Source organism: Mesorhizobium sp. AD1-1 (assembly GCF_020164655.1).
Lineage (GTDB): Bacteria > Pseudomonadota > Alphaproteobacteria > Rhizobiales > Rhizobiaceae > Mesorhizobium > Mesorhizobium ciceri.
In genome coordinates, this window is the sequence record NZ_JAIUGP010000008.1 from 228,741 (window position 1) to 246,061 (window position 17,321).

14 protein-coding genes and 1 pseudogene are annotated in these 17,321 nt (G+C 62.1%); 1 reads left to right on the forward strand and 14 read right to left on the reverse strand.

Annotated elements, in window-relative coordinates; translation table 11 throughout:
* Positions 1 to 171: 171 nt before the first annotated feature.
* The 12 genes and pseudogenes from LB519_RS17555 to LB519_RS17610 all read right to left on the reverse strand — a co-directional run.
* Positions 172 to 1,143, reverse strand: coding sequence for an amino acid ABC transporter permease (locus tag LB519_RS17555; RefSeq protein WP_128289861.1), 972 nt, complete (start codon positions 1,141 to 1,143; stop codon positions 172 to 174).
* A 19-nt stretch (positions 1,144 to 1,162) separates the two neighbouring features.
* A complete protein-coding gene (locus LB519_RS17560; protein WP_224620722.1) occupies positions 1,163 to 2,443 on the reverse strand; it encodes an NAD(P)/FAD-dependent oxidoreductase in 1,281 nt (426 codons plus the stop codon).
* A 141-nt stretch (positions 2,444 to 2,584) separates the two neighbouring features.
* Positions 2,585 to 3,412, reverse strand: coding sequence for a transporter substrate-binding domain-containing protein (locus tag LB519_RS17565; protein ID WP_224620723.1), 828 nt, complete (start codon positions 3,410 to 3,412; stop codon positions 2,585 to 2,587).
* 349 nt (positions 3,413 to 3,761) lie between these two features.
* Positions 3,762 to 5,180, reverse strand: coding sequence for an NAD(P)/FAD-dependent oxidoreductase (locus LB519_RS17570; protein WP_224620724.1), 1,419 nt, complete (start codon positions 5,178 to 5,180; stop codon positions 3,762 to 3,764).
* A 2-nt stretch (positions 5,181 to 5,182) separates the two neighbouring features.
* Positions 5,183 to 6,040: a PfkB family carbohydrate kinase gene (locus tag LB519_RS17575; RefSeq protein WP_224620725.1), complete on the reverse strand. Its 858-nt coding sequence runs from the start codon at positions 6,038 to 6,040 to the stop codon at positions 5,183 to 5,185.
* Positions 6,037 to 6,891, reverse strand: a complete 855-nt coding sequence (locus LB519_RS17580; protein WP_224620726.1) for a sugar phosphate isomerase/epimerase family protein — start codon at positions 6,889 to 6,891, stop codon at positions 6,037 to 6,039. Before LB519_RS17580 ends, LB519_RS17575 begins: the two co-directional genes overlap by 4 nt.
* 22 nt (positions 6,892 to 6,913) lie before the next feature.
* Complete coding sequence (locus tag LB519_RS17585) at positions 6,914 to 7,774, reverse strand: carbohydrate ABC transporter permease (RefSeq protein WP_224620727.1); 861 nt, start codon at positions 7,772 to 7,774, stop codon at positions 6,914 to 6,916.
* Complete coding sequence (locus tag LB519_RS17590) at positions 7,771 to 8,652, reverse strand: carbohydrate ABC transporter permease (protein ID WP_224620728.1); 882 nt, start codon at positions 8,650 to 8,652, stop codon at positions 7,771 to 7,773. The genes LB519_RS17585 and LB519_RS17590 overlap by 4 nt, the downstream gene beginning before the upstream one ends.
* A gap of 88 nt (positions 8,653 to 8,740) precedes the next feature.
* The gene (locus LB519_RS17595) at positions 8,741 to 10,063 is read right to left on the reverse strand and encodes an ABC transporter substrate-binding protein (RefSeq protein ID WP_224620729.1); all 1,323 of its coding nucleotides are present in this window, start codon (positions 10,061 to 10,063) and stop codon (positions 8,741 to 8,743) included.
* 28 nt (positions 10,064 to 10,091) lie between these two features.
* Entirely contained in the window at positions 10,092 to 11,105 is a 1,014-nt protein-coding gene (locus tag LB519_RS17600; RefSeq protein ID WP_224620730.1) for an SIS domain-containing protein, read from the reverse strand.
* 185 nt (positions 11,106 to 11,290) lie between these two features.
* Entirely contained in the window at positions 11,291 to 12,307 is a 1,017-nt protein-coding gene (locus LB519_RS17605; protein WP_224620731.1) for a LacI family DNA-binding transcriptional regulator, read from the reverse strand.
* Between the two features lie 181 nt (positions 12,308 to 12,488).
* A pseudogene (locus tag LB519_RS17610) lies at positions 12,489 to 12,658 on the reverse strand (nitroreductase family protein); the annotation flags it as partial.
* 470 nt (positions 12,659 to 13,128) lie between these two features.
* Here LB519_RS17610 and LB519_RS17615 point away from each other — a divergent pair.
* Positions 13,129 to 14,145: an AraC family transcriptional regulator gene (locus LB519_RS17615; RefSeq protein ID WP_224620732.1), complete on the forward strand. Its 1,017-nt coding sequence runs from the start codon at positions 13,129 to 13,131 to the stop codon at positions 14,143 to 14,145.
* Between the two features lie 2 nt (positions 14,146 to 14,147).
* Here the strand turns inward: LB519_RS17615 and LB519_RS17620 are convergent, their stop codons facing one another.
* Complete coding sequence (locus LB519_RS17620) at positions 14,148 to 15,545, reverse strand: aminotransferase (RefSeq protein WP_224620733.1); 1,398 nt, start codon at positions 15,543 to 15,545, stop codon at positions 14,148 to 14,150.
* Between the two features lie 189 nt (positions 15,546 to 15,734).
* Positions 15,735 to 17,321 (reverse strand): GMC family oxidoreductase, encoded by a 1,587-nt coding sequence (locus tag LB519_RS17625; RefSeq protein ID WP_224620734.1) that lies wholly within the window; start codon positions 17,319 to 17,321, stop codon positions 15,735 to 15,737.

Here is a 17,321-nt window from a genome sequence, read left to right on the forward strand (position 1 = left end):
TGCCGGCGCCCCGCCTGGCGGCGGGCTTCGTGCTATGTCGGATCATTCTGCGGCGCGTGACAGATGAGCTAGACTAGAAGTCCCGTTCGATGTCGGTCTCGACCAGGCTCGCAGGATTAGAGCGGGGAAACTGGGTGATGGAATGCAATCGCGGTTCATCGAAGACCACGATCACCGCTTGAGTGAGCGCCCGAATCGGTCCTCGATCCGCGACTGCAGGAACTCGAGTCCCATCGAGAGCAGCCAATAGATCATCGAGGCGGTGATCAGCATCTCGATGTGGCGAAACTCGGTCTGGCCCTGCGTGCGTGCGAGATACATGATCTCCCAGACCCCGACCACCGAGACCAGCGAAGAATCCTTCAACATCGCAATGAACTGGTTGCCGGTCGGCGGCACGATGACGCGCATCGCCTGTGGCAGGATGACTAGGAACATCGTCTGGTTGGCGCTAAGGCCGAGTGCCGTAGCACCTTCGGTCTGGCCGCGTGAGATGCTTTCGATGCCGGCACGGAAGATCTCGGTCATATACGCGCCGTAGCAGAGCGACAGCGCCATGATGCCGGCCGGCACGGCGCCGATGACGTAGCCAATCTGCGGCAGGCCGAGATAGATGATGTAGATCTGCATCAGTAGCGGCAAGCCACGAAATAGAGAGGTATAGAAGGTCGCCAAGCCATAGACCACGCCGTTGCGGGATAGTTTGGCGATCGCGCCGACGAAGGCGATGAGGGTGGCGATGGCGATCGAAATGGCCGAAATGTAGAGGGTCGTCACCACGCCCTTCGAGACGAGAAAGCCGATCTTCTTGGCGATGAACGCGAACGACAGGTCGAAGGAATAGAAAAACAGCATTAACAGCACGAACAGTTCTATCCACACAGCCACGATCTGCTGTTTGCGGCTGAGATACCGCAGCGCGTTCCAGTTCGCCGCCAGGATCGATGCGATCAGCACTGCCGAGACCCCCCGCCCGATCTCAGGGTTGGCGGCCAGCCACGCGACTGACCCCGGAACGAGCTTGCCGAGCCAACTGGCTTTGATGCCGAGTCCGTACAGGCCGGCGGCGATGGCAGCGAGCACGAAGAACACGCCAACGCGGCGTGCCGCGTCCGGGTGGTTGAGCAACAGTCGGCCGATCACGTCATCGATCTCCCTGTGGTCAGTGGGCGCGCTCGCGCCACCAATCCTGCGCCTGCAGCTTCCAGTAGGTAAGTTGCGCGACCGCAAGTCCGGCCGGGCCGCCCGCCCAGGCAAGCCCAAATGGTGCGAAGAGCCGGTAGCGGTCCGATTCTCCCAGTATGGCTTCGGCGATCAGCTTGCCGGCAATCGCCGTGGTGTTGATGCCATGGCCACCAAAAGCCGTGAGGTACCAGACGCCCGGCTGCAACGCGCCGATTTGGGGCATCAGGTGACGGGCATAAGACATGAGCCCGGACCAGGCGAGTTCGGTCTCGAGCTTTTCGAGCTGCGGATAGGTGGTGACCATCTCGCGGCGCAATTGCCTCGCCAACACGCCCGGTGAGGCTGCCCGCGTGGTGATGCGCCCGCCCCAGAGCAGGCGTCTGCCGTCTTCGACAATGCGGTAATAATCGCCAGCGCGACGGTTGTCGCCAACGGCGTCGGTTGTCGTAATCGCCTCGGCGATCAGGTCAGGCGCATCCTCGCTCACCATGACGTAAGTGGCGATCGGCAGGAATGCCCGTTTCAGGCGGCCGACCAGTGGCCCCGTATAGCCGCCGGTGGCAAATACAGCCTGGCGCGCGCGCACGTTGCCACCGCCGGTGCGCACGATCTTTTCCGCGCTGCCAAGATTGGCTTCAATAGCCCCCGATCTTTCGTGGATCCTGCCACCCAGCCGTTCGATCTCGCCCGCAACAGCGCGCAGATAGTTGAGCGGATGCATGTGGAAGGCGCTGGGGTCGCGCAAGCCTTGATGGTAGCGCTCGGAATGCAGCACCGCTCGCACCTGTTCGCGCTCGAGATAGTCGAGCCGATAGTTGAAATCCCGCGCCATTTGATCGGCATATCCCTTGAGCGCGGCGCCACCATCGTGGCGAAGCACGCTCAACATACCGGAGCGCGGCTCCGCCGCCTTGATGTCGAGATCACGGATCGTCTGCCGCACGAATTCGACACCTTCGATGGACAGGCGGTGCAGTTTTTGTGCCGCGTCCACGCCAGCCATCGCGGCGATGCTGTCGAGGCCGGTGGCGAAGCCGGGATTGACGAAGCCGCCATTGCGACCGGAAGCGCCGAAGCCGATGCCCTCCGCCTCAAGCACGACAACCCGCTGGCCGGCGCGAGCCAGTTGCAACGCCGTCGTCAGGCCCGCCAGTCCGCCGCCGACAACGACTGTTTCGCACTCGGAAACGCCGCTCAGCGGCGGTCTGATGATGTTGTCGGCAAGCGTGCGTCGGTAATAAGTGTCAGGATATGTCATGATCGGATGATAAGGTGGGGGTGCGAGAGCATTTTGCAGCCAGGCGGAGCCGCCCGGTGTCGTTCAAAATGCGGCTAAAAAAACGGATGGAGCGGGATGTTCAATTTAGATACATCCCGCTCACGCTTCGTCCAACCCTACTCAGTCGGCGCTGTAATCCTTGCCGTACCACTTGGTGGTCAGCTTCGTGAGGGTGCCGTCCGTCTTCATCTCGTTGAGAATGCCGCCGATCTTGGCATTCCACTCGGCATCACCTTTTTCCGCGATCACCACCAGTGGCTCACGGAAGGCATAGCCGCCCTCCAGGATACGCAACGGGTAGCCGTTCTTTATCGCGTTCTGAGCTGTCTGTTCTGGTGCGATGACGGCGTTGAGGCGAACGCCGTCGCCGAGCCTCAAATCATCGAACGGCAGCATTGAATCGGCGAAAGTCCTGATCTCACCGGGCTCCAGTTTGTATTCGATGGGCGGCAGGCCGGGAGCATCGATCTCGAGCTGTCTGCGGATGAAATCCTCCGACGTGGTGGCGGTCTCGACGCCGATGATCTTGCCGTTCAGGTCGGCGACCGATTTGGCCGGGCTGTCCTTGTGAACGACATACACGTAAGGGCTGTAATAATACACGCCTTCGAAATCGATCACCTTGGCCCGGGCTTTGGTCGGCGTCACTGAGCCGACACCCAGATCGTAGCGCCCTTGCCAATGGCCGCCTGTCATCGTCGCCCAGTCGGGGGTGTCGAAACTGACCTCGACACCGAGGCGCCTTGCGATCTCCTTCGAGACGTCGATGTCGAAGCCGACCAACTGATTGCTGTCGTCGAGGAAACTCTGCGGCGGCCAGCCGCTGTTTGTGGCGACCACCATTGCCTTCTTCGAGGTAACCCGGTCGATGGTTTCACCCGCCGACGCCGCAGACGCGAACACGAGCGTTGTAGTGGCCAAGGCCAGCCACGCGATTAATTTCCTCACTTAAACCTCCCTCTTCGTCATTCAGGCATATGCTTCAAAAAACGCCCTCCTCTGCAAAGAAGGGCAATTCGAGAACTCGATATGAGATCGATCTCATGTCGAATTAGGCACACATATCGGCAAGGGGATCAAGACCTTTTTCTAGGAAAACCGGCTTGTCTTTAACTGTTTGGCGAAATCCGCCGCTGATCGTCTGCTGACGAACACGATGAACTCGCCCGAGTTCATGTCGGGGTCGACGCGGTGGGAAATGTTGGCACGGCCGCAGGATCAAGACTTTCAGACCTAAGCCGGCCGGCCATCGTATTCTTGAGGTGGGAAGATCGAAAAAACGCGCTCGGAAGATTGCTTATTTCTTGCGGCGGCCTGGCTTGAGCCCGGCCACCAGATTGGTGATCCTGCCCGGCTTGCGGTTGTTGATCTCGGCTTCGTTCTTGCGATGCACCGCGCTGCCAACAAGCTTGGCGCCGAGGTAGCGCAACGGCTCTGGCGGCAGCGACATGCGTCGCTCGATGCCGACCAGACCGCTGGCGCTCCAGCGATCCTTTCGCTCCAGCACCAGGCTGGCCAGGATGCGTCCGCCAATCGGTGTCTGCGCAATGCCGGTGCCGTTAAACCCCATGCCGTAAAAGATATTGGGATGATCGCGCAGATGATCGAACACCGGAACGTGTTCGGGCACACAGTCGATTGGACCTGACCAGTCATACTCGACTGCCACGCCTCTCAGCGACGGATAGACCCGGTGCAGCTCTCGCACATTATCACGGCCGTGCAGCGGGCTGCGATTGAAGCTGGCGCCGAAATTCCCCCTGAAGGCAATGGTACCGCTGCCGCGACCGAAGACCACCCTGCCCGGGCTGGTGCGTTGATAATACAGTACCTGCGCCTGCGCATCGCAGATCGATGCGCCGTCGCGCCAGCCCATGCTGTCGAGCAGTTCGGGCACGGCCGCCGTGGCGATGACCTCGCTGCCGACGACATAGAGATGACGTCGCAGTTCCGGCAAAGCCGAGAGCCATGCGTTGGCTGCAAGCACGACCTTCTCCGCTTGCACCAAGCCTTGCGCAGTGCGCGCCCTGCATATCCTGCCGGGTTCGATGGCGAGGACGGGGCTACGCTCGTGGATGATCACGCCGCGTGCCAACGCCAGGTCTCGCAATCCGATCGCTAGCTTTGCCGGATGCACCGTCCCGGCATTGGTCTCCACGACGCCGACATAGGACGCTGACGAACCGGTGCGTTGCTCAATGTCCTCGGCCGTCATCGGCTTGAAACGGTTTTCTCCGACCGCCGCCGCCATGCCGACGGCCTTGTCCCAGGCGCCTTCCTGGGCAATCGAGCACGCCGTCCACAACCATCCATCCAGGCGCAGATCCATGTCGATCGTACCGTCTCGTTGAAGAGTTTTCAGCTCCGCGATCGACGCCACCGTGTCGGCGCAGAGCTGCCGCGCCTCTTCGAGGCCGACGACGGCGCTGATCTGATCGAGTTCGGCAAACCACGAGTGGACCTGGCCGCCGTTGCGCCCCGAAGCCCCAGATCCGCAAAGGTCGGCTTCAAGCACGATGACCCGCGTTTCCGGAGCAAGCTCACGGATACGCAGCGCCGTCCACAAACCGGTATAACCGCCGCCGACGATCAGCACGTCGGCGCGCTCATTGCCCTGAAGCGGCTCGGTGGCCGCGCCGGCGCTGACATCCTGCAGCCAGAACGAGCGGTCGGAAGGCAGCGCTACCACCGGCTGGCGCAAACGAAGTGTCGTCACGGTCACGCTCCCAAGGCGTCGGTGATGAATCTCGCGTATTTGGCTGGCAGCCAGTCGGGTATGGGACGCGGCTTCTGCGGAAATCCGCCGAGATGCGTGCAGGTCCGCGCCGCCGCCACCGCAGCGGCGTGCAGCGCTTCGGCTGGCCGCAGACCTTCGAACCGGAACGCGGTCAGGAATGTCGCGATGAAACTGTCGCCGGCGCCGCATGTGTCGACCACGTCGACAAGCGTGGCCGGCGCATGCACGACACCCTGGCCGTCGTCGAAATAGGAGCCCCGCCGTCCGCAGGTCACGACAACCCGATGCGCACCAGCGGCCCGGAGCGCGGTGAGCAACGGCTCGACCGGTTGATCGACCTCATCTGCACCGGAGGCGAACAGCAGAGGCACGCCCTCGAGCGGCTGCGCCAGGTGCGCCGTCGAGACGTCGATGCTGAACGGGACGTCATCCGCGACCAGTCGGCGAACGAGGTCCTTGTTGGCGTTGGTGCCGAGATGCACCCAGTCAGCGGCGGCGGCAACGGTATACTGCTCCGGCGTCGGCATGAAGTTTTCGCCAACTCCGAAGGACTCGTGCAGGAACTTCCGATCACCCGATTCGTCGCGAAGCAAGGTGACGGCCGTGTCGCCGGGGCGCCGTTCGACATCGTCCGGCGACAGGCCAACGCCGGCAAGCCCGGAAAGCACCACCTCGCCCTCCGGGTCCTCGCCGACGGCGCCGAAATACCGCGCCGCCCAGCCATTGCGCCGCCATTGCGCGGCCACGTTGAGCGCGTTGCCGCCGACCGTAAGCAGGCCGTTGGTGAGGTAGGCGTCCAGACAATTGTCGCCGACAGCGACCAGCTTCGGCGCAGTCATGCCGGCACCGTTGCGCGATTGAGATAAGGCTCGATAGCGCTGAGGCAGCGGGTCCAGGCACTTATTGGATCCAGTGAGTAGGCGCCGTTGCCAAAGGGCTCGAAGGTGAGCTTTCCCGTATAGCCGAGGCGGGCCAATTCGCTGACATAGTCGCCGAGCGGCAACGTGCCGTCGCCCCAAACCAGATGCCCGCCTGGTGTGCCGTCGACAAGATGGACATGCGCCAGCCGTGAGCCAAACAGGTCTACATACCCGGCCACAGTGTCGCCGGCGGTGGCCATGGCAACGCAATCCAGGACGATGTCGATGTTGTCTGCGCCCAACGCGTCCAGCATTCGGCGCAGACCTGCCGCATCGTTGACGATGTTGCTCTCGAAGCGCTGCAACGGCTCAAGCAGGCAGCGCACACCGACTTGGTCGGCATGTCCAGCGATCGCGCCAAGTGCCTCCAGCGAGCGATCCCATGCCGATTCCGAGGCTTCGCCCTCGTAGCCCCGACCGGGGGTCAGGAACAGATAGCGCGCGCCCAGCGCTGCGCAGATATCGGCGGCATGGCAGAACCGCTCGATGCTGTGGCGGCGCAGATCCGCGTCGCCCGAGGCGATGTTGATCGGATACAGCACCTGCTCAGGAGTGAAGCACCAAGCAGACAGACCGTTGTCAGCGAGCACCCGGCGGACGGAATCGATGCGCGCATCGGTGGCGTGGAAAAGGTCGAGATGCTGGGCAATGCCCCATAATTCGATCTCTTTCATCCCGAACTCGCGGATCAGCTTGGCGACCCGGTCGAACCGAAAGTGCTGGAAGCTGAAATTGGCTCCGATCAGCTGATGGGACGCAAGCTGCGGCATGAAGGGTCCTTTCGCGGAATGATTACTTGCCGATGCCTTCGGACAGGCCACGGATGAAGTAGCGCTGCGCGGCAAAGAACACGATCACGATGGGCAAGGCGGAAATCGTCATGGCGGCGAAGACGACGGCATAGTTGGTCCCGTGCGTTGCCATGATCGACGTGAGGCCGACCGGCAGCGTCTGCATGTCGCTGCCACTCGTGAAGATCATGGCGAACAGATATTCGTTCCAGGCGAACAGGACGTGCAGGATGACGCAGGAGATGATGATCGGCCGGCACAGCGGCAGGGTGATGCGCCAGAAGATCTGGCCCTCGCTGGCGCCGTCCATTGTCGCCGCTTCGTCGATATCTCCCGGCAGGTCCAGCATATAGGCGCGGATCAGGAAGGTGGTGAACGGCACGCGGAACGCCGTGTAGAGAATGATCAGCGCCCAGTAGGTGTTGTAGAGGCCAAGCGCCTGCAACATCTTTACCAGCGGAATGATCGCCACTGTGGGGCTGAGCATCAGCCCGCCCAGCACGATGGCAATAACCAGCGGCTTTGCCGGCATCCTCGTCCGGGTCAGGCCGAAGGCGGTCCACGCGCTGATCAGCACAGTGCATATGGCCGAAGCGACGGTCACCAGCACGGAGACTGTCACATAACCACGCACGCCCTGGTTCCACGCCTGGACATAATTGTTCCACGACCAATGGGCAGGCAGGGCGAAAGGATCGCCGAATATCTGCGCATTGTCCTTGAAACCACTGAGCGCCATCCAGATCAGCGGATAGATGACGACGACGCCAAGGCAGACGAGGAACGAATAAAGGAGCGTCCGGGCGATAACGGCCCACACATTCACCTGCCGGTTCCGACCGACCGCGATCGCCGCACTCATAGCTGCACCCGGCGACGCTTCGTGTACCAGAGCTGTGCCGCCCCGGTGAGCATGGTCAGCACGAAGATGACGGCGGCAATCGCCGCGCCATAGCCGAAATTGTCCTCGATGAACGCCTTCTGGTAGAGCCATGTGCCCAGCACCTGGCTGCTGTTGTTAGGCCCGCCCGCGGTCATCACCATGACCTCGTTGAACACCTGGAACGCACCGGTGATGGTGACGATGATCATCAGCCCGGTCATTTCCCGGGTCAGTGGAAAGGTGATGCTCCACAAGCGGCGAAGCGGGCCGGCGCCGTCAATTGTGGCGGCGTCGTAGAGGTCGCGGGGGATTTTTTGAATGGCGATGGCAAACAGCAGCGTCGAATAGCCGAAGCCCTGCCATTGGCTCATGGCAATGATGGCGTAGATGGCGGTGTGCTCGTTGCCGAGCCAGGGCATGACGAACTGGCTGAGTCCAGCGCGGCTCAGAACCGCATCCAGCAGACCGATCTGCGGCTGGTAGATGAAGTAGAACAGCAGGCCGGTCACGGTGATCGAGATGGCGGAGGGCACGAAGTACACGGCGCGCCACAGACGGCGCCATCGTTCGCTCCTCAGATCCTCGATGATCGCCGCCAGCAGGAACGCGCCCAAGACCTGGAACACCACGGAGATGATGGCGTAGAGGCAGTTGTTCCAGAGCGCGAGCAGAACGACCGGGTCGTGCAGAAGCCGGTCGTAGTTGGCGAGGCCGACATTGGTCACTTCACCGGTATAGATATCCTGATCGGTGGTGCTAACGATAAAGTTGTCAATAATCGGATAATAGACGAACCAGCCGATGAGGATCAGTGCCGCTGCCGCCCATCGGAAAGACAACAGCTTGCTGAAGCGCACGCGCAGGCTTCTTGGCCTCTGCGATCTGGCAGCGCCGTGAACCACGGCGCCGCTCTCTATTGTGTCCGATGTCCTGGGCATGGTCCGCTTATTTGGCTGCGGATGCGGCCTTGCGCACCTCGTCCATCACTTGCTCGGGCGTCATCGAACCGCCCGCCAACGCCTGCAGGCTTGACAGCCAGACGGCGGCGACGCGGGGCGGGTTGGCGGTGTCCAGCCAGGGCATGAGGTACGAGGCAGCGTTGATGTCCTTGAGACCATCGACCACAGCAACGCTCATATTCTTTTCCGAGGCGCCGCCGATGGTGGCGCTCGGCTGGCCATAAGGCGGCGCCGACAGAACCTGCGCATTTTCCTTCGAGGTCACGAACTTCATGAAATCGATCGCCAGCGGGATGTTTTTCGACGCCGCGCTGATCATATAGCCTTCAGGCGCGCCCTCGATCGACTTGGTGTCACCCTTCGCGCCGCCGGGCACGGGAAGTCTGAAAAAGCCAAAGTCGGCGGGCTTCAGCGCTGAATCAGGCGTTGCGGCCTGATCGAACTCGATGATCTCCTGGTAGTACATGGCCGACTGCGCGTTCGTGAAGGCCTGGAGAGCCGAGGCATAGGAGGTGCCGTTGACGCCGGCCCCGTCAGTGCACCGCTCGACGAGTTCGCTGAACTGCTTCAGCGCCGCGACGTAACCTGGGTCGCTGTATTGCGCTGTGGCCGGGTCGAAGTCACGTTCCAGCGTCGCCTGCGGCACGTTGTAGGCGAGCAACTGACCCGCATAGTGGATCGCGGGCCAGGCCTCCTTGTTGCCGAACGAAATCGGCGTTGCGCCGGACTTGCGGATAGCGTCGCAACTGGTCAGCAATTCCTCGAAAGTGGCTGGCGCCTTGAGGCCGAGCTTGCCGAAGATCTGCTTGTTGTAACCCATGAACTTGGCGTCCTGGTAAAGCGGGATGCCATAGAACTTGCCATTGTATTGGAACGCCTTGACGGCCGCGGGAGAGAGCGTCTTGCCCCAGTCGGTGTCGGGACCGATGACCGCGCTCAGGTCGACGGCGCGATTTCCCCGCACGAAATTGCCCCCCCAGCTGCCCGTCCAGGAGAAATAGACATCAGGCAGCGAGTTCGAAGCGACGAGGGTCTTGGTCTTGCCCTTCACGCTGTCGTCGCTCTCCTGGATGAGGTCGACCTTCACGCCCGGATGGAGCTTTTCGTATTGCTGCGCCAGGTTGACGAAGTAAGGCGACAGTTGCTGCAGCCCAAACTTGGTCAGGACCGACAGTGTGCCGGTGTACTCCACCTTGGCGTTGGGATCGGCTGCAACCGAAGCCGAAGCGGCGGAACTGCCGCTCATCGAAAAGCCGAATGATGATGCCGCGGCCACTGTGACGGCCACGACTTGCAGCGAACGTTTCATAAGCAGCTCCTTCAGAGGTGAGAGGGGATCAGTATTCAACGCGTTTGTAGTAGCGACGTGTGGTCAGCGGGTGATTGCGCAGCAATTCGAGATGTGCACTCAATCGCTCGAGCAAGGTGGCGAGCAGTACCGGCGAGATCATGCCGCGCACCTCTTGGGAGATGCCCGGCAGCTTGACCGAGGCAGCATCCAGCGTACGGACGCGGTCCGTGTAGCGCCTGGCGAAATTCTCGACCCGGTCGGCCAGTGGGCGAAGGCGATCCTCGCCCTTGAATACGAAGACGCTGACGCCGGGCTCGACCAGTTCAAGCGTGCCGTGGAAGAAGTCCGCAGCATGCACCGGTCGGGTGCGGATCCACTGCATCTCTTCGAGGATGCACATGCCGTAATAGTTGGCCTCCGGCCACACCGAGCCGGCGCCGGTGAAGATGTGATAGGTCTCGTCCTTGATCGTCTCGGCCAGTTCGGCGGCCTTGTTTTCGAAAGCGGCCTTCGCATCGGCGAGCAGGCCGGGAAGAAGCTTAAGTTCCGCGACAGCGGCGTCGTAACCGTCATATTCGCCGCGCTCGGCCAACAGTGCCAGGACGATCAGCAGCGTCTGCAGGTAGAATGATTCCGATGAGGTGTCGTCTTCGGCAAAGTTCGTGAAATTGTGGTCGGCGTCCTGTGCGATCGGCGTGTCCGAATGGCCGGTGAGCGAGATCGTTCGCACGCCACGCCTTTTCAGGAACGCCATGAGCTCCACGCCTTCCTTGGTCGTGCCTGACAGCGAGGGAATGACGACCGCAGCCTTGTTGTCGAGGCCGGCCGGCGGATCGAGCACGACCTGTGCCGGATATTCGGCGCTCACCGGGAACGTGGAGTAGCGTTTCGCCAGTTCGATCGCAGGCAGAGCGAGAAGCTGCACACCGCCGGTGCCCATGAAAAACAGTCTCTCGACGCCGTCCGCAAGCAGCGTGCGCATGAGCAAGCGCGCTTCGCCGGCGATAGCAACGGCCCCGCTCTGGATCTTTACGAAGCGGTCCCTATCGAAATTCAACATGTCGTTCTTCCTTGTACTCGCATTCGGCGGAATCCTACCGGGCCGCCAAAATCGAGGCGCCGTCCAGCCAGCCTTTGATTAATCGCTAGGTTGTGAGATCGATCTCACATTTGAATAATGGCCATGCTTTTTTGCGGTTGGCAAGCCCCCCGCGAGCAAATTTCTGAACGGAAGTTCTGTGCCGGTCAGCGCAGGTGAGCGACCGAGCCACGAATGACGAGGCGCGTCGGGAACCGGGTGTGACGCGGCGCACCTTTCTTTCCGGCGAGCCGTTCGAGCAGCAGCTTGGCCGCGAGCGGTCCGATCTCGGAGATGGGCTGGGCTACGACGGTGATCTGCGGATCGGTGAAAGTGGCGAGATTGAAGTCGTCGAAGCCGACCAGTGACACGTCGTTGGGGATTGCGAGCCCCAGTGAGCGCAGGCCGAGAAGGGCGCCTTGGGTCATCATGCTGTCCACCGTGAAAAGCGCTGTAGGACGGTTGCGGCGGCTGAACAGGCGGATGGTGGCTTCAACGGCATGTTCGACCGTGGAGCGCGACACGCTGATCAGCGAATCATCCAGCGCGATGCCATGCGACTGCAGTGAGTTCCGGTATCCGGCAAGACGCTCCTGCGCGGTGAAGATACGGGATTCGTCGCGCAACAGTCCGATCCGTTTGTGACCGTTGGCGACTAGATAATCCACGGCCTCGCCCGCGCCGCCCTCGTTGTCGACGCCGACGCTGTCGCAGTGCACCTCTTTGACGACGCGGTCGATCAGCACGACCGGTGCGCCGTCACGCACCAGCCGCACGATGTGCTCGCTGTCGGTCGCTGAGGTTGGCGCCAGGATGAAGCCGCGGATGCTCAGTGAGCGCAGACTCTCCAGCAGCTCCTTTTCCTGTTCGATATTCTCTTCGCTGCTTGCGATCAGCAGGTTGTGGCGGTGCTTGCGCAATTCCACCTCGATGTCGTGAGCGATGCGCGCGAAGAACGGATTCTGGATGTCGCCGGGCACGAAGCCGACGATCGGCAACTGACCGCTGCGGAGGGCCTGCGCTACGAGATTGGCCCGGTAACCCAGTCTTTCAGCCGCCTCCAGCACCCGAAGTGCGGTCTCGTCGCCGACATAGCCGTAGCTGTTGAGCGCGCGCGCGGCCGTAGCGCGCGACACATTGGCCGCGGCAGCAACGTCCCTCAAGGTGATCCCCTTCTGCGTCACGGCTACTTGTCCTCCTGCGAACCTGACACGTGTTCCGGCTCGGCGTTGCATTTACCGTTGTGCGGCATATCGGCGAATTCTCAAACTGCCAACACAGCTTGTGCACCCTCTTTCCCCAAGGCGCCTGTGACATCGATTTTGGAAGACCGGTTTTTCGAACTCTGGCCGATCGGCAGATGCCAGGACATTGGGGCTTCTGCGGCCCGTTGCCAGTTCGCTGCAGTCCGACGGTCAACACCCTTCGGCCAGGCCGAAATTCCGGTGCACGGCTTCGGCGCCGAAACCGATGATCGGCATCGAACCCAGGGGCAGCGAGCGAGCCGCATAGATGATCGCCGCGGAGCCTTGCGTCTCCAGTGTCATAAACAATTCCGGTTACAGGAAGCGCGACAATTTGTTGCCCGCCGGCGACCATCCTGAACGGACCGGCAGCTTTCAGGAAAGATGGCAGCCCGCCTGAACGACAGTGATGAGACGCGTTGCTGCTATTCGGGAGAAGATAAATGCGGTCAGCGAATGGCTGGATCAGCTTCTTGAATCAATTCGGGCAAACCGCGTCGCAACCCTTTGACAAATAACGACTATATTTGTCTCTGAGAACGTGGCCTTTTCGACAAATCAATCAGTTCACGGACGGGTCGCCCAGCCATATCCTTCGTATGTCCTCGTATTCGGTGGCGGACAAAGACGTACGACTTGCCTTGGTCCCAGCTGTACGCAGGGACTCCAAAGCGATAGTACGCTGGCGCTGCTGCACCGTACCGCAGCGGCGCCATGGCCGTATCGGCGGTGCTGATCCGATCGTTAAGTGGGGACAGACCTTGAGCACCACGCATCTCATCAGGAGTTATCTGATTCTGCCCTTCGTCGAAGCCGTCGAAGCGAGAGGAATTGATGCCACGGCGATGCTGTCGGCGCACGGGCTGGAGAAATCGAATCTTGTCGAGCCCCATTTCCGGCTGCCGTTTTTGACTTTCCTGGCGATCCAGCAGCAAGCCGCCGACCTCGTTGGCGATCCCTGCTTGGGCTTGAGGATCGGTGCGGAGATCCGCTCCGAACAGGTAGGCTCGCTCGGCCTGCTGATGGCGACGTCGCGCACGTTGCACGAGGCGCTCACGCATTTCTCGCATTGGGGCAACGCCATCGGGGAAGGCTGGGCGCTCGAATTGATCGACACGCCACAAGGTAGTGACTACGTCTATCGTGTGCACGAACTCGGTGTCTCGACCAGACAGGATGTCGAATATTCGCTCGCCAATCTCTGCAGCCTGATCCGTACCCGCATGGGACGTGCCTGGGCGCCTGTCGAGGTTCATCTCGGACACTCCAATCCATCACGGGCGCGGCTCTACGAGGGCGTATTCGGCGCTCCGGTCTTTTTTGGCCAACCCGTCAACAAGCTGGTGATCGCCGGGCAGGATCTGGCGCTTCGATCCGAGCGCGTGAGCTACGCGCTTTTGCCGATCGTCGAGGCTCATCTGCGGCTCGCCGACCAGGTGGCGGCTCCTGACGAGAGCCTTGAGCGCCGGGTGGGCCTGATCGTGGCCCAGTCGATGGGAGGCCGGCCAGCGCAGATCAACGACGTCGCTGACAAGCTGGGCATGCCGGTTCGCAGCCTGCAGCGTGCGCTGGCCGAACGACAGACGAGCTTTCGCGACATCGTGCGCCAGGAGCGCCAGCGCGTGGCCGAAAACCTGCTCGCGCAGGGGCGCATCAACTCCATTACCGAGATCGCCATCAGCGCCGGCTATGCGGATGGCTCGGTCTTCTCGCGCGCCTACCGGACATGGACCGGCAGCGCGCCAAGCAGAAGTCCTCTGCGCAAGGGGCCTGCGTAAGCCTATGCAGCCGCCATAGCCGGCTTGCCGCTGCGCAGCGTGGCATGGATCAGATCGAGGCCACTTTCCATCCTGTCGATGATCTCGGTGGTTTCCGCCCTGTTGATGATCAGTGGCGGGCTGAGCGCGATCGTGTCGTTGGGACAAGAGCGCAGGATCACGCCATTGGCCTCGCACAGGCGCACCAGCGTCGGACCGATCTTGTCGGCAGGGGCGAAATTGCGCCGCTCCGCCTTGTCGGCGACGATCTCGACTCCGGCGATCAGCCCGGCGCCGCGGACATCGCCGACAAGCGGATGGCCGGCCAGGCGGCGCTTGAGTTCTGCCTGCAGGAATTGGCCGGTCTCGGCAGCCCGGGAGATGATATTTTCCTCGTCGTAGATCTTGAGCGTCTCGAGCGCGACTGCGGCCGGCACCGGATGGCCGGAATAGGTGAAGCCATGGCCGAACGTGCCGATCGCATGCGTCTCCTCGGCCACCGCGTCGACAATTTTCTGGCCGATCAATACGGCGCTGATCGGTAGGAAGGCCGCCGACAGGGCCTTGGCGCAGGTCAGGATGTCGGGCTCGATCCCCACGGTCTGCGAACCCCAGTAAGAGCCGGTACGGCCGAAGCCGCAGATCACTTCGTCGGCCACAACCAGCACGTCGTGGCGACGCAGCACGGCCTGGATCTTCTCGTAATAGGTGTGTGGCGGCACGATGACGCCGCCACCACCCATGATCGGTTCCATGAACATCGCCGCGACGGTGTCCGGCCCCTCGGCGACGATCAGATCGTCGAGCTCCTTGGCGCAGCGGCTGGCATAGTCCTCCTCGCTCTCGCCGGGCATGCCATTGTGGTAGAAGACCGGCGTCTGCACATGGTGGAAGCGCGCCAGCGGCAGGTCGAACGAAGTGTGGTTGATCACCTGCCCAGTGACGGAGGCCGTGGCCAGCGTGATGCCGTGATAGCCACGCAGGCGACCGATGATCTTCTTCTTCTCGGGTCGCTTCAACGCGTTGTTGTAATACCAGATCAGCTTGATGGCGGTGTCGTTCGCTTCCGAGCCGGAATTGGCGAGGAACACCTTGCTCATCGGCGACGGCGCAAGCTGCACGAGGCGCTCCGATAGATCCACCAGCGGCTGGTTCGTCTTGCCGGTGAAGGCGTGATAGAAGGGCAGCTTGCGCATCTGCTCATAGGCAGCCCGCGCCAGCCGTTCATTGTCGAAGCCTAGCGATGCACACCACAGGCCGGCCACCGCATCGATATAGGACCGCCCCTCCTCGTCGAAGACACGCACGCCCTTGCCATGAGTGATCACCATGGGCTCGATGTTCGCGAGCGGATCGACGAAGGGATGCAAGGCAAATGCCTTGTCGCGCGCGGCTATCGAGTTGGGGATTGATACGTTCATAGCGTCCTCCAAGGAAAGCGTCGTTCACGTGGTTGTGCCGCCAGTTTGCCCAAGCCGAGATGGCGTCCGGGGCCTTATGGTTCGCTGCCAGCGTGACAGTAGCCGTTCGACAATTCCTGATATATTACGCCAATTTTCGTGCATTTTACGCCAAAGCCTTTGACAACCCGACCTTCTGGCTGATGCGGCTCAGCCAGGGGTACGTGCCAGTAGAAAATCCGCGCAGCGTTCGGCGATCATGATGCATGGCGCATTAGTGTTGCCGCTGACGAGCGTCGGCATGATCGACGCATCGGCGACGCGAAGGCGCGGCACGCCGATCACCCGCAGCCGGTTGTCGACGACGGCCATGTCGTCGGTGCCCATCTTGCAGGTGCCAGCCGGGTGATAGACGGTCTTGGCAAATGAACGCGCATGCCGTTCGAGCTCGGCATTGCTCCTGTCGCCGTCGCCTGGCGCAAGCTCGCGAAATCCGAGCGCCCGCATGGACGGGGCGCCTAGAATTCTGCGCGCCAGCTTCAGGCCACGCACCAGCGTGTCGAGATCGTCCTGCTGCGTCAGATTGTTGCCTACGAAAACGATGGGATCGCCGGCATCCCGGCTGCGCAGCGAAACCTTGCCGCGCGACGCGGGCCGCAGGATGCATGGATTGATCGACACACCATGCCCCGCCATCGCTTCGCGGGTGGCGTCGCCGACCAGGGCAGGCGTGACGTGGAACTGGATGTCGGCCCTGCCCTGCCCGCTGGTGTCGACGAAGCCACCGGTCTCGACCACGTTGGACGTCAAAAGCCCTGACCGCGTAAAGACATATTGCAGCCCGTTCTTGACCGCGTGCAGCCCCCTATCCTGCCCCTTGAGCGAGATCGGCCGATCAGTGATGCCATAGACCGACGCGGTGATGTGATCCTGGAAGTTTTCGCCGACGCCGGGCAGATGCCGCGTCACCGGAATATCGAGGCCGCGTAGTTCCGCCTCGGGGCCAATGCCGGAAAGCATGAGGAGCTTCGGCGTCGCCAGCGCGCCGGCGCAAAGCACGACTTCCTCCCTGGCGCGTGCCTCGACGATCCGGCCGGCGTGGCGGTAGCGTATTCCAACGGCGGCACCATTCTCGAGCACGACCCCCTGCGCGGCAGCCTCCACATGCACCGTCAGCAGTTTCGAATGGCGAACGGGCTTCAGGTAGGTGGCGGCCGTCGATCCGCGACGGGCGCGGAATGTGGTCGTCTGGTAAAAGCCGACGCCGGCCTGTACGGCGCCGTTGAAGTCGGCATTGTGCGGCAGGCCAACCTCCTGCGCGGCGCGCACGAAGGCCGAGCTGATTGGATGCCGGTAACGCGGCTCCGACACTTTGAGCAGACCGCCGACGCCGTGGAAGGTGTTGGAGAAGGTCTCGTTGTCCTCGCTGCGGCGGAAGACCGGCAGCACGTCGTCATAGCCCCAGCCGGCACAACCGAGATCGCGCCATGTGTCGTAATCCTCGGCCTGGCCCCTGATGTAGATCATGGCGTTGACCGACGAGCCGCCGCCCAGCGTGCGCCCTTGCGGCACGGTCAGCACTCGGCCATTCGCGCCCGGCTCCGGCTCCGTCCGGTACATCCACGTCCGCTTCGTGCCGAGCACGCGCACAAACGTCGCCGGGATATGGATGAACGGCGTGTTGTCGCGTGGGCCGGCCTCCAGCAGCAGCACCCTCTTGCCGGCGCTCACCAGCCGGTTGGCAAGCACGCAGCCGGAGGATCCGCCGCCGACGATGATATAATCGTAGGTTTCCAA